Source organism: Desulfosalsimonas propionicica (assembly GCF_013761005.1).
Lineage (GTDB): Bacteria > Desulfobacterota > Desulfobacteria > Desulfobacterales > Desulfosalsimonadaceae > Desulfosalsimonas > Desulfosalsimonas propionicica.
This window is the reverse complement of sequence record NZ_JACDUS010000004.1, coordinates 335,409-348,754: the sequence shown is the minus strand read 5'-3', so window position 1 is coordinate 348,754 and position 13,346 is coordinate 335,409. Positions and strand designations below refer to the sequence as shown.

The following is a 13,346-nucleotide window of genomic DNA, read 5'->3' as shown; positions in this document are numbered from 1 at the left end:
GCATCCGGGGTTGAACCATTTATGACAATGCATTATTTTTAACAAAAGAAATATTGATGGCACAGTAAAAAGTTTGATTTCAGATGGCGCTGTAAAAAGTTTAAGATCAAGGCTTGTGCAATTTCGAAGAATGCAACGTGCTTGGCCGTACGTGAAATTCTGAGAAATTGCGCGTAACGCAGATATTGGACTTTTTACGGCGCCATCAATATTGTTTCGGGAAAGGAGTGATTGCGTATATGACAGAAAAAAAGGCTGTGCGTGCGGTGATAAAGGGCAAGGTTCAGGGGGTTTGCTACAGGATGGAAACCGCCAGGGCTGCAGAGGAGCACAAGGTCAACGGCTGGGTGAGAAACCGGGCTGACGGTACGGTGGAGGCCGTGTTGGAAGGCGAGGCCAAAAATGTGGACAACATGCTCAACTGGTGCCGCCAGGGCCCGCCCGGGGCCTCGGTGACAGATGTGGAAGTGGAGGAAAAATCCTATACCGGCGAGTATTCGGATTTTACCATCCGTTATACCCATTAGGGCGATATAAAAAGGCGGTTCCCATAAACCGGGATACCGCCCTTTTAAGACCGGAAATTGAAAAAAAATCTGTGGCTGCGTAAATTAAACCGTTTCCCGCAGCTGCTTGCCAGGTTTGAACTTGACCACGTTGCGGGCCTTGATCTTGATGGGCGCACCGGTCTGGGGATTTCTGCCGGTTCTGGCTTTGCGCCGGACTTTCTGGAATGTGCCAAATCCCACCAAAGTGACTTTTCCGTCTTTTTTCTTCAATGACTTGGACACGCCGTCCATGAAGGAATTGAGTGCTGCAGTGGCGGCAACCTTGGAGATGCCCGCATCCTTTGCCATCTTTTCAACCAGTTCCGCTTTTGTCATGACTTTCCCTCCCTCTTTTGTTAAAGTTTATCAAAAAGCCCTGATTTTATGATAACTTAAAAGAGGTTTTTTTACTTGTCAACACATAAAACGCGGTTTTCATAAATTTTTTCAAAAAAAATTATCCGGCAGGCCTTATCTGTAGTGTATTTGGAAAGCCATCAAAGTCCGGATTCATGTTTCATCCCTGTGTATCCCCTGCCGGAAATGTATCTGCGCACCACGCGCGCGCCCTGATAATGAGCAATACGGGAAAAGCAATTTATACTGCTAGAAAAGGGCATCAATAAAGGCTTCATGGTCAAAAGGCTGCAGATCTTCCATGGCTTCTCCCACCCCGATGTAGTGAATCGGAAGCTTCATGGCATCACAGATGCCCACCACGATGCCGCCCCTGGCAGTGCCGTCGAGTTTTGTGAGAATCAAACCTGTAACTCCGATGCCTTCATGAAACATTTTGGCCTGGGCCAGTGCGTTTTGCCCGGTGGTGGCATCCAGGACCAGCAGCACTTCATGGGGGGCGCCGGGCAGTTTTTTGCCAATGCTGCGCTTGATCTTTTTTAATTGCTCCATGAGGTTGACCTTGGTGTGCAGCCGGCCGGCAGTGTCAATGATCACCCGGTCAATGCTCCTGGAAATGCCGGCTTCCACCGTGTCAAAGGCCACGGCTGCCGGGTCTGTGTTTTCCCTGTGGGCCACAATGGCCGCATCTGCCCGTTGGGCCCAGATGGTGAGCTGTTCCACAGCCGCGGCCCGAAAGGTGTCTGCCGCGCCGATCAGCACGCCGGCTCCCTGGCATCGGTATTGAAAGGCCAGTTTGCCGATGGTGGTGGTTTTGCCCACGCCGTTGACACCCACCACCATAACCACATGGGGCGTTTCTGCCACTGGTGCCGGCTGTGCCACGTTTTCAAAGACTTTTCGCATTTCCTGCTTTAAAAAGGTCCGAAGCTGCTCAGGGCCGGAAATTTGGGCGGCATTGGCCTCGATTCGGCCGATGAGTTTCATCGTTGTGTCCATGCCCACATCTGCGGTAATCAGGGCTTCTTCGATTTCCTCCATGTTTTGCCGGTCAAGAACGTTTTTATCGGCAAAGGCCTGTTCCAGCCGGCCGGCAAGGGATTTTCGGGTTTTGCCGAGGCCGGTTTTAAGCCGGTCCATCAGGCTTGCCGGCTCCGGGGCGACGGGTTCGGCGGCCGGTGAGGGGTGTGTTTCGGCTCCGGCCGGACCGGGTTGTTCAATTTCCTGTTCGGGCTCGGGTCCGGGTATTTCGTGGAAGTCCGCCGGTTGACCGGAGCTGGTCTCTTCGGTTTGGGCCGGGTCCGCCCGGGTTTCTGCGGCTGGCCATTTTTCCGCTTTTTTTCGCCGCCGGATGATGTCAATGAGCAGGATCAAAAGCAGAAGGGCAAGCCCGGCGCCGATGATTTCCTTATACCAGCCCGTGGCCTGCAGGGATTGATAAAAGCGCCGGCAGAAATCAGTTAAGTGCTGCAGCATGATCGCTTCCTTTGTTGTGGTTGCCGTGGGTGTTTTGTTTGCTGATTTGCAGGGCCTGCTCTACGTTTACCGATATGACCCGGGACACCCCGCTGCCGGCCATGGTCACCCCGAAAAGAATGTCCGAGAATTCCATTGTCTTTTTGTTGTGCGATATCATGATGATCTGGGTGTTTTCACCGATGATTTTCAGCAGCTCGTTGAAACGTTCCACATTGACGTCATCGAGCGGGGCGTCGATTTCATCGAGCAGGCAGAAGGCTGCGGGATTCAGAAAAAATATGGAAAAAATAAAGGCAATGGCAGACAGGGCCTTTTCTCCGCCGGAAAGCAGGCTCAGGCGGGTAACCTTTTTGCCGGGCGGGTGGATCATCAGCTCAACGCCGGTTTCCATTGGCTTGTCCGGCTCGGTGAGTTCCAGCCAGGCCGCCCCGCCGTTAAACAGCCTGGGAAACAGACCGGAAAACTGCCGGTTGATCGCTTCAAAGGTTTCCAGAAAAAGCTTTCTGGTGATCCGGTTGATTTTTCGGATCACGTTTTCCAGATCTCCCAGGGCCTCCATGAGGTCATCTCGGTGTCCGGCCAGAAAATCATAGCGCTGTTTCCGGGATTCATAAGCCTCGATGGCACCGAGGTTGACCTCGCCCATGGCGTTGATTTTCTCTCTTGTGTCGGTCCGGGTTTTTTCGGCTTTTTCAATGGAAAAATCCGCGGCCAGAACCTGATCCCGGTATACGGTGCGCACCTGCTCAAAGGAGTCTGCGTATTTTTCCAGAAACCGGTTGACCAGGTTTTCCTGGTTGATGTGGAGTCCTGACAGGTCGAGTTCGATCTGATGGATTTTTTTGCGGATCTCTTCCAATTCACTCTGGGTACCGGAGATGGTGGCATCGGTTTTTTTCTGCCGGCCCACCAGGGACTGGTAGTCGGACTGCCGGCTCCGGAGGTCTTCCTGTAGGCCTGCCATTTCCTGTTTGTGGTTTTTGAGCTGTTTTTGCCGCTCTTCGATCTGACGGCCAGCCTTGTCGGCCTGTTGCTGCTTGTGATCCATTTCCTGCTGAATTTCAGAAATCCGGTTGGTGCTTTCCTCCCTGAAGCTTTTGAGCCGGGCCACCGTGCTTTGAGCGTTTTCCAACTCGGCAGAACGCCGGGTGACGTTAAGCTTGATATCCATCCGGGCGTTTTGCTGAACCCGGATTTGTTCCTCCAACTCCCGGATTTGCGCCTCTGTATCCCGGATCCCGGATTCCAGATCGCCCATCTGCTGGTCGATTTCCGCAAGAATGTTGTCGTGCTCGGCCAGTTCCTGGCCGATGTCTTGCTTTTCGCCTTCCAGCCGCTGCTGCTCCAGGGTGGCCACCTCCAGCCGTCGGCGGGCCTGGCGAAGGGATTCACCGGTTTTGTAAAGGGCCTTGTCCACCTCCACCAGCTTTGCCTGGCACTTGTGACTGGACTCTGTGAGCCCGGCCAGCTGATTTTCATGGCCCCGGACGGATTTTTCCAGGTTTTCCTGAACCCCTTTGGCGGACTCCAGCTGCTGGTTTGTAACGGCCAGGTTCTGTTCCAATTGCCGGATTTCCTGCTTCTTTTCCAGTATCCCGGCAAGCCGGTCCTTGCTGCCGCCGATCATCAAGCCCGGGGCACCCGCCAGATCCCCTTCCTTTGTGACCAGAATGCGAAACCCGTTTTCCGGATCCAGCAATGAACGGGCGGTTTGCAGGTCGTCACAGACGCCCACGCCGGAAAGCAGAGAATGGACAACAGGCTCAAATCCAGGGCGTGTGCGGATATGGTCCTGAAGGCGGGTGGCCTTTGGGTGCTCGTGTAGGGTTGTATCCGGGTTTTTTCCCGGATTTTCAGAATTCTGCCCCCCGGACTCCATGAAAATAAAACCGCTTCTACCGGCGTTTTGGTGTTTCAGGTAATCAATGGCCCGGATACCGGATTCCGCGGCCTTAACCACGATGTATTGCAGGGCTTCACCAAGGGCGGCTTCTGCAGCCAGTTCATATCCGGGATCCGGTTCAATGAGGTTGCCCACGATATCCAGGCAGTCCGTTGGGTCAAACCCGCTTTGACCGGCCTGGGTTTGCCGGACCTGCATGATCGCCCGAACCCCGTCCTTGTACCATTCAAAGTTGGATTCCATCCGCTTGAGCACCCCGAGCTGGGATTTGATTTGCGCCCGGCTCTGCTGCAGCTCATTGACGGTTTTGATCTGGGCGTGGAGCTGTTGGCTTTGCTCTTTTAACAATTCGCGGCAGGAGCTGATTTCGCTTTCCAACCGGGTTTTTTCCTGATTGAGCGCATCCTGGCGCTGCTGCTGATCGGCTTCGGTTTCCTCAAGTTCGGCAATCTGATCGGCGGTTTCGTTTTTTTCCTTTTCCGCCTGCTTGAGGCGACGTTTGATCTGTTCCTTGTTGGAAAGCGCGGTGCTGTAAACATTGTTGTATTTTGCCTGCCGGGCCGACAGCCGGGACTGGTTTTTTTTATGGGTTTCCAGTTGCTGTTTTAACTCTGCAAGCCGCTGTTTGTCATGGTCAGATGCGGATTCCTGTTGGGCCAGGCTGGATTGCAGTTCTTGAATTTCTGATTCCAGTGACTGTGCTTTTTCTTCGGCCTGTCGGATTTCGGTTTCGATCTGTTGATTCTTCTGGCGGGTTTTTTCCAGGGACTCCTGCAATTGAGACAACTCCCGGGTCAGCCGGGATTGTTCGTCCTCAAGGTGCTGCAGCCGGCTTTCTGTCTGATCAATGCTGCGTTGCAGGTCTGTTTTTTGGTTGCGCAGCCCGGAAAGGGCTTTTTCTTCGTGTGTGCGCCGGGCTTCGATTTCCTGCAGGGCGGTATTTAGCTGTTCAAGGCTTTCGGTGTTGAGTTCGTCCTTTTCCTTAAGGCGTTGGAGCAGCTGCCGGTTTTCGTTGATCCGGCGCTCGTATTGTTCATAATAATACACCGATATGAGCATGTCCGCGTACTTGAGCCGATCCATGCGCGCATTGTACTGCCGGGCTGTTTCTGCTTCCTGCTCAAGGACTTCAAGCTGTTTTCCGATTTCGTCGAGAATGTCGTTGATCCGGTCCAGATTCTGGCGTGTGGATTTGACCCGGACCAGGGCCTCTTGGCGCCGGGTTTTGTAGCGCATGACCCCGGCGGCTTCCTCGATAAAGGTCCGCCGCTCCTCTGCTGTGGCATCTGTTATGGCCCCGATGTTTCCCTGCTGGATAATGGCGCATGACCGGGCCCCCATGCCGGAACGAAGAAAAATATCACTGATGTCTTTTAACCGGCAGGGCTGTTTGTTGATCATGTACCGGCTTTCGCCTGAACGGTAAAGCCGGCGGGTGACCATGATCTCTTCATAGGCGCTGACAGAAGCCGGGGCCTGTTCTGAAATGCCGCTGAGCGTCAGCGACACTTCTGCCATGTTCACGGCTGCTTTTTTGTCCGTGCCGGAGAAAATCACGTCTCCCATGGATTTGCCCCGCAGCTGCTTCACACTTTGCTCGCCCATGACCCATTTAATGGCATCAATGATGTTGCTTTTGCCGCAGCCGTTGGGGCCCACCACCGCGGATATGCCGGGTGGAAAGACAATGGTGCATCTTTCGGCAAATGACTTGAACCCATAGATGTCAATGCGTTTGAGCTGCATGGAAAAGGCCTTTATCGATTGTAAAACAATGGCGGGACAGCGATCTTGAACTTTTTGCGGCGCCATCTGAAATCAGACTTACGATGCCATCAACAATGGCTTGCCGGATTTTATGATCTGGCATTGAATTACAGAATCTGCTATGTTCCAAAATTTGTTTATCTAATCAGAATAAGGCCCTGCATGCAATAAAAAAATCCGGCAATTGTGCGGATAATAAGGAGATAAGGAGGCCGGCGGTATTGAAAGTCGTCAAAAAATATTGGTTTTTAATCGGGCTGGCAACGGTGTTTGCCGCAACCATGGCCGATCCCACAGGGCTGCTGGCAGATGCCGGCCAGGCGGTCAAGCGCCATCACGGCCCGGATGTAGTTATTTTTCTTGTATTTTTTTTCTCCGGGATTGTCCTGGATCCCGGACAGATCCGGGCCGGTCTGCGGGATGTGTCCGGCACGGCAATGGCCCTGGCCCTGATTTTCGGGTTTGCCCCGGCCATAGCCGCCCTGGTGTCCCTGGCCCCGCTGCAGACAGGCGTGATCATCGGGCTTTTTCTGGTCTCGGTCATGCCCACCACCCTGAGCAGCGGAGTGGTCATGAGCGGGGCTTCCGGCGGAAACCCGGCCCACGCCCTGTTTATCACCATCGTGGCCAATTTGCTGTGCATGTTTACCATCCCTTTCACGCTGCCGCTTTTGCTCGGTCTCACGGATATTTCCACTCAGGTGGATTTTGACCGCACAGGGGTGATGATCAAGATCGGCTTATACGTGCTGGTTCCCCTGTGCATGGGCCTGGCCGTCAAGGCCCGGGCGTTTTCCCGCCTTGCCGCAGCCGCAGGCCGGTTTCAGCTCATCAACCAGTGTTTGATCCTGTGCATTGTCTGGATGGGCGTGGCCCAGGCCCGGCCGGTGCTTTCCGGGAATCTTGGGGGCATGGTTTCCATGGCCGGGGTTGTGGCTGCTTTTCACTGTGTGCTGTTGGGGTGCGCGTATCTGATGGTGCGGGTGTTTTCCGTGCCCCGGGGACGAATGGAGGCAGTGTTGTTCATGGGCAGCCAGAAAACCCTGCCGTTGTCCATTATTCTGCAGGTGACCCTTTTTGGCCAGTTTGCCCTGGCGTTGATGGTCTGCGTGCTCCACCACCTGGTTTCCCTGCTCATAGACGGGTTTCTGGTGGGCCGGCTGTCTTACAGGAAATAGCCCCTGGCCAGGCTTTGATAGGATTCAATTTCCCGGCGGATCCAGTTTTCATCCTGTCCCAGTTCCCCTGCCATGAGCCGGGCCGTTTCTTCTGCAGCCTCCATGCTGGCCCTGGCATCCAGCAGCAGGGCACGGGTCCGGCGGGCCAGGAAATCCTCCACAGTGCGGGCCATTTCGTGTTTCACCGCCCACACGGCTTCTGCGGCAATGGTGGGAAATGCCGTATGAATCTGTTTTTTGAGTTCCGGGCGCTGGTAGCAAAGATCCCGGATGCCTGCGGCATCCGCGCCATAGACCGCCAGGTCCCCGAATTTTTCCGCATGGTTATGATAGCCGTGGATATGCAGATCATGGCTCACACAGGGCCGTTCGTCCAGGTGGGCCACCATTGCGGCCTGGTCAATGGTTTCCTCGGCCATTTTTCGGTAGGTGGTCCATTTGCCCCCGGTGATGGTCACCAGCCCGGAGCGGGAAATATAAATGGTGTGATCCCGGGAAAGGGCTGCGGTGCTATCCCCATCTCCCTGGTTTACAAGCGGGCGCAGCCCGGCAAAAATGCTGAGCACATCAGATGCATCCGGATCCTTGGTGAGGTATTGCGCTGCGTGGGAGATCAGAAATTCGATTTCATTTTCAAGGGGCCGGGGTTCGTCCAGGATTTCATCCACCATGGTGTCTGTGGTGCCCACGATCACTTTGTCGTGCCAGGGGGTGGCAAACAGCACCCGGCCGTCTGCGGTGTGGGGCACCATGATGGCTTTGTCTCCGGGAAGAAATGAGGCGTCTAACACCAGGTGCACGCCCTGGCTGGGAACAATGATCTGCCTTGACCCGGGGTCGTCCATGCGCAGTACCTGGTCGGTGAATACCCCTGTTGCATTGATAACGCTTTTGGCCCGGATTTCGTATTCTGCGCCGGTTTCAATGTCTTTTGCCCTCACCCCGGCGGTCATCTGGTTTTCCCGGATCAGGCCGGTGACTTTCATGTAGTTGACAAGGGTGGCGGACTGGTCTGCCGCGGTCTGGGCCATGTTGATGGCCAGGCGCGAGTCGTCAAACTGGCCGTCGTAATAAATCACCCCGCCGCGCAGGCCTTCGGTTTCAACCGTGGGCAGGTATTGGCGGGTGGTCTCCCGGGAAAGAAACCGGGAATGGCCAAAGCCGTGCTTGCCGGCGAGCATATCGTAGAGTTTCAGGCCGATGCCGTAAAACGGGCCTTCCCACCAGTCGTAGCTGGGCACCACAAACGGCAGGTTGTGCACCAGGTGCGGGGCGTTTCTGCGCAGGCGGCCGCGTTCTCTGAGGGCTTCGAGCACCAGGGAAACATTTCCCTGCTGCAGGTAGCGCACACCCCCGTGGATGAGCTTGGTGCTGCGGCTGGAAGTGCCCTTGGAGAAATCGTCGCGTTCCAGCAAAAGGGTTTGATATCCCCTGGATGCGGCTTCAATAGCGCATCCAAGACCGGTTGCCCCGCCGCCGATAATCACAAAATCCCAGGGTTCCACGGTGTTTTTGATTCGTGAAACCATCTCGTCTCGGTTCATGTGCCCCTCCCGGATAAAGATAAATTGTTGCCGTATATTCTGTAATGTTATCTTCCATGGCACGGATTGGCAACCAGAATCCGAAACCCGCCCCCGCCCTTCGGACTTCCTTGGGGCCATATCCAAATTCGATAACGTTGTAAAACACATGCGAAAACCGGCACAAGCTGGTTATGCTGATGCCGTCATTGTCACGTTTCCTGCAATGAAGGCGGCGGCCTGGAGGAAGAAAGCCCTGCGGCCGGGGCCGGTTTTTTTTCTCCTGAGCCTTTTTGCGGATTCATCCAATGCCTTCGCCCGAAATTTACAAACTCGGCCTGTCGGCCTCAGACAGTTTGAAATTTTCCGGCTCCGGCATTGGCTGAATCTTTTCGCAAAAATCCTCAATGTCGTTTCAAAAACCAGCCCCGCCCTCCGGGCTTCCTTGGAAACCATTCCCAAGTTCGATAAGCCTGTAAAACACGTTGGAAACACCCTTCCAGGCTGGTTAACTCTAGATCGGCATTTAAATTCAAAGGAACTCTTGGTAAAAAACAATTGTCTCCGCTTGTTTCCAGAGAGTTGGCCATGTGGCGGGGCGGGGGTGGTTTGTTTGACTGCATTGGCGCGGTTTCGGCCAATTGCCGAAAGCACGCCGCAGGCAAACAAACCACACACGACCCGCCACGTGCGAAAACCGTCACAAGCTGATTATGCCCTGGTTGTGCCGATGCCGTCGTTGTCACGTCTCCCTGCGGTGTTTGACAAGAATTAAAAAAGATCTGATAATAGAAGACAATCCGTATGATCGGAAAAGGTGACGGCTGATTGCGGCCGGCGGTGAAATGCAGCGCGCAAATAACCATAAGGGGTGGAACAATGAAAAAGGCGGGAAAAATTTTGGGTATTGCTGTGGGGATTTTGGTTGTAGTGATCATTGTGCTGGTGGTGGCGGCCAAATTTCTGATCACCCCGGAGCGGGTAAGACAAACGGTGATCCCCATTGCCGAAAAAAACCTCAACCGGAGCGTGGCCATTGGCGACATTGATATCAGCCTGTTTTCCGGGGTGGTGATCCGGGATGTGCGCGTTGGCATGCAAAATGCCGATCAGGACTTTGTGGCCGCAGATGAAATGGTGCTTCGCTATCAATTGTGGCCCTTGCTGAAAAAACAGGTGGTGGTCGATGAAATCCGTCTGGAAAAACCGCAGATCCGCGTTGTCCGGAATAAAGACGGCACGTTTAATTTCAGCGATCTGCTCACAGGGCCGCCTTCGGCTGAGCCAAAAGAAAAATCCGCGGCTCCGGCATCCGAAGGCAAACAGGGCAATGGTATCAATCTGCTGGTCAGCCGGCTTCAGGTCAAAGACGGCACAGTGTTTTTTACCGACCACGGGGCTGGAACAGATGGGTTTGACTATGAGATCAGCGGGTTTAACGCCTCTGCCAAAGACATTTCCCCGGATCAGTCCTTTCCCTTTGAAATGGACGCCCGGCTCGGCCAGGCGCCGTTTTCTGCCAAAGGCACGGTCAATGCCGCAGATGCTCAAATTCAGGCCAATGTGAAACTCGATGGTTTTAATATCGCTGATTTTGCCCCTTATTTGGAAAACCAGGCCCGGGCCGCCATTGAAGGACTCCGGCCGGTTGTCTCGGGCACCATTGATCTCTCATCTCAAAAAATCCATACACAGGGACTTAAGATCACCCTTGGCGATGATGTGGTTTCCGTGGATCTGACGGTAACGGATTTTTTTTCCAAGCCTTTGAAAATTGAAAACCGCATCCATGCCGACAATTTAAATATCGACAAACTCATGGCCGCGCTTCAAACTCCCCAGCCCCGGCAAAAAGAAAAAGAGGGCAGGGCAGAGCCGGGTTCGTCTGATTCTTCAAAACCGGCTCCTGCTGGCCAAGATGGCCCCCTGGGCCCGTTTGATCTGCCGGTTGCAGTAAACGGGCAGGTCGATGTGGATAAGGCGGTTTACAAAGGCCTTGCCATGACTGACCTGAAGCTTCGCTATAACCTGATTAAAAACGTGCTTACCGTGGAAACCCTGGAAGCGAGGCTGGCCGAAGGCGCGATTTCCGGAAACGCCCGGGTGGATCTGGGTGTTGCCGGGCTTTCCTATGATTCTGATTTTTCCGTGCAGGAGATCAGCGCTGACGCCCTGATGTCCGGACTTTACCCAAAGGCTGCGGGAACGCTGCTGGGGCGGACATCGGCTGCGATCAATGTTTCCGGAAAGGGCACTGCCTGGGAGCAGATGCGCGATGCCTTAAGCGGGCAGGGGCAAGTTCGGATTTCCGAGGGAAAGATTGCCGGCAATGATTTTGCCGGCGGCCTGGCCCGGACCCTGGGCGCAGGGGATTTGAAATCCATTGATTTCAAATCATTTGAGGGCGATTTTGAAATTGAGGACGGAAAAGTCCGGCTGGTTTCCGATTTTGCCGGAAAGGATGTGAAAATGAAGCCCACCGGCACCATCGGCCTAAACGGCGCCCTGGACATGAACCTGAACCTGGCCCTGGCCCCGGGATTTTCCAGCCGCCTGTCATCAGACAGCCTTGTGGGCCAATTGCTTTCTGATGAGCAGGGATGGACCAGCATGCCCGTTGCCCTGGGCGGCTCTTTGGGAAAACCCCGTTTTGTTTTGGACAGGGCGCGCCTGCAAAAGCAGTTGACCGAGGAGGGAACCCGGAAAGTCATTGAAAAGGGGCTGCAGAAATTGTTTCAGTAACCGCCCTGGCCGGTTTTTTTCTCAAAATCCACCAGGATTTTGAGACTGCCCTTTTGCCGGGCATGGGCAAAGGCCTGTTCAAACCGGTAAAACGGATAGATTTTTTCAACCAGGGCGCTGACATCAACCCAGCCGCGCTCCAGACAGCGCAGGGCCAGAGCAATGTCTCCGCATCTTGAGCCCAGGATGCGGATTTCATCGACCACGACCGTGGAAAGGTCAATCCGGGAAGGATTGCGGGACGTGGTTTTCACAACAACCGTGCCTTCTGGCCGCACCAGGCAAAGAGCGGTTTGGATGCCTTCAGCAGCGCCCGTGGCATCCACCACCAGATCAAACAGCCCCATCCGGCTTCTGAGCGCCTGGGCCGGCTCTTCTGCGGCGGTCTGCACCGTGGCAATGCCGGCGGACTCTGCAATGGCGAGTTTCCGGGCATGGCGGCCGATGAGCGTGACCCGCCGGCTTGCATGGACAAGGGCCATTGCTGAAAGCAGGCCCATTTTGCCGTCGCCCAGAATTGCGATTTTGTCCGTGTTGACAACATGGACCTGCTGGGTGATTTCCAGTGCCGCAGCCAGTGGCTCGGCAAATACGGCCTGCTCCGTGCCCAGCCCCTGAGGGATCTCGTGCAGGTTTTTTGCGGGCACGGCACAGTATTCGGCAAAGGCGCCGTTTCTGCCCCGGATTCCAATGACCTCCCGGTTTTGGCAATGGCGGGGATCGCCGGCGGTACACCATGGACATACGCCGCAGCCGCAGTTGATATCCGCGGTCACTGCCTTGCCTTCCAGCCCCGGTTGCCCCGGGGCCCGGCATACCACCCCGGCCATCTCGTGGCCGGCAATTCCGGAAAATCGGGCATAGCCCTCAAATATTTCCGTGTCCGTGCCGCAGATGCCGGCCATGGAAACCTTCACCAGGGCCTCGTTTTCACTGATTTCCGGCAGGGGGGCTTCTTCGGTGATCACCTGCCGGTTTTTAAACCGGATGGCTTTCATGGTTTTCATCGGCACATCCGGCTATACCTTGGTGTGATCAAATCCCCAGGCCCCGGTTTGCTCGTCCTGAAACATGTCCTGGAACACGTTGGGAAATTCCTTTTTGCAGATCCTGGCAATCTGATCGCCCACCAGCCGGATTTCCTCTTCTGCATGCGCGGACGTTCGCATGGAAATGATGTGGCGCCAGGCCCGCAGGTTGCCGGTAACCATAATGGTGGTGCCGATGCCGATGGGTGCAAGGCGGCGGAACATGGAGGTGAGCATTTTTTTGGAGGTAAAATCGTCCATGTCGGCAATGCCGAAGATATCGGCCAGCTCCTTTTGGGTGTTTTCCAGAAAATCCACCACCTCCCGGAATTTTTTTTCTGCCTCCGGCTTGGATTTGGCAGAATCGGGGATCCACACCGGAAGATCATCCAAACGTACGTATCTGAGGCTTTCCTGGGAATAGGCCATGCCGGCGCGGTGGCGGACCAGTTCATGGGTAAATACCCGCGAGACGTCTTTGCAGATAAATGTGGCGTTCACGTGTTCCAGAACGGATCCATGGCCGCTTTTGAGCACGTTGGCCAGATACCGGTCATTGCCCCGGCGCACCCGGCCGACATTTGGGTTGGAGGCCTCGGGCTTGGCCGGGTCCCAGGGCTGCCAGGAGCGATAGCACATCCGGCCGGCAGCCTCGATCAGGTTTTCCCCGTCTGCGGCATTGTCGTCGGTTTGCCAGTCCGGGCTGCCGATATCTTTTAGATACGCGTTTAACCCTTCAGATACCAGGGTGGTTTTGGCCACCAGGTAGACCCTGGGTATGTCAATTTCCCGCATGATAGCCTCCTGTGTTGCTTGGTAAA

10 protein-coding genes are annotated in these 13,346 nt (G+C 54.9%); 4 read left to right on the top strand and 6 right to left on the bottom strand.

Features of this window, described 5'->3' with window-relative positions; genetic code table 11:
* Positions 1-239: 239 nt before the first annotated feature.
* Positions 240-527: an acylphosphatase gene (locus tag HNR65_RS09860; RefSeq protein ID WP_181551312.1), complete on the top strand. Its 288-nt coding sequence runs from the start codon at positions 240-242 to the stop codon at positions 525-527.
* A gap of 84 nt (positions 528-611) precedes the next feature.
* On the opposite strand, the gene HNR65_RS09855 is transcribed toward HNR65_RS09860, so the two are convergent.
* The 3 genes from HNR65_RS09855 to smc all read right to left on the bottom strand — a co-directional run bounded on the left by HNR65_RS09855 (position 612) and on the right by smc (position 6,033).
* Positions 612-884 carry an HU family DNA-binding protein gene (locus HNR65_RS09855; protein ID WP_181551311.1) on the bottom strand — a complete coding sequence of 91 codons (273 nt, stop codon included), beginning with the start codon at positions 882-884 and terminating at the stop codon, positions 612-614.
* Between the two features lie 270 nt (positions 885-1,154).
* Positions 1,155-2,381, bottom strand: a complete 1,227-nt coding sequence (ftsY, locus tag HNR65_RS09850) for a signal recognition particle-docking protein FtsY (RefSeq protein ID WP_181551310.1) — start codon at positions 2,379-2,381, stop codon at positions 1,155-1,157.
* Entirely contained in the window at positions 2,362-6,033 is a 3,672-nt protein-coding gene (gene smc, locus HNR65_RS09845; protein WP_181551309.1) for a chromosome segregation protein SMC, read from the bottom strand. Before smc ends, ftsY begins: the two co-directional genes overlap by 20 nt.
* 242 nt (positions 6,034-6,275) lie before the next feature.
* On the opposite strand from smc, the gene HNR65_RS09840 reads away from it, so the two are divergent.
* The gene (locus HNR65_RS09840) at positions 6,276-7,232 is read left to right on the top strand and encodes a bile acid:sodium symporter (protein ID WP_232364728.1); all 957 of its coding nucleotides are present in this window, start codon (positions 6,276-6,278) and stop codon (positions 7,230-7,232) included.
* Here the strand turns inward: HNR65_RS09840 and HNR65_RS09835 are convergent.
* Positions 7,220-8,776: a glycerol-3-phosphate dehydrogenase/oxidase gene (locus HNR65_RS09835; RefSeq protein ID WP_181551308.1), complete on the bottom strand. Its 1,557-nt coding sequence runs from the start codon at positions 8,774-8,776 to the stop codon at positions 7,220-7,222. The genes HNR65_RS09840 and HNR65_RS09835 overlap by 13 nt on opposite strands.
* Before the next feature lie 148 nt (positions 8,777-8,924).
* On the opposite strand from HNR65_RS09835, the gene HNR65_RS09830 reads away from it, so the two are divergent.
* Together HNR65_RS09830 and HNR65_RS09825 are read left to right on the top strand one after the other, a co-directional pair.
* Positions 8,925-9,530, top strand: a complete 606-nt coding sequence (locus HNR65_RS09830) for a hypothetical protein (RefSeq protein WP_181551307.1) — start codon at positions 8,925-8,927, stop codon at positions 9,528-9,530.
* A gap of 104 nt (positions 9,531-9,634) precedes the next feature.
* Positions 9,635-11,497 carry an AsmA family protein gene (locus HNR65_RS09825; RefSeq protein WP_181551306.1) on the top strand — a complete coding sequence of 621 codons (1,863 nt, stop codon included), beginning with the start codon at positions 9,635-9,637 and terminating at the stop codon, positions 11,495-11,497.
* On the opposite strand, the gene HNR65_RS09820 is transcribed toward HNR65_RS09825, so the two are convergent.
* On the bottom strand, positions 11,491-12,504 hold the full coding sequence (locus tag HNR65_RS09820; RefSeq protein ID WP_220128346.1) for an MDR/zinc-dependent alcohol dehydrogenase-like family protein: 1,014 nt from the start codon (positions 12,502-12,504) through the stop codon (positions 11,491-11,493). The genes HNR65_RS09825 and HNR65_RS09820 overlap by 7 nt on opposite strands.
* 12 nt (positions 12,505-12,516) lie before the next feature.
* A complete protein-coding gene (gene thyX / locus HNR65_RS09815; RefSeq protein ID WP_181551305.1) occupies positions 12,517-13,320 on the bottom strand; it encodes an FAD-dependent thymidylate synthase in 804 nt (267 codons plus the stop codon).
* Positions 13,321-13,346 lie beyond the last annotated feature (26 nt).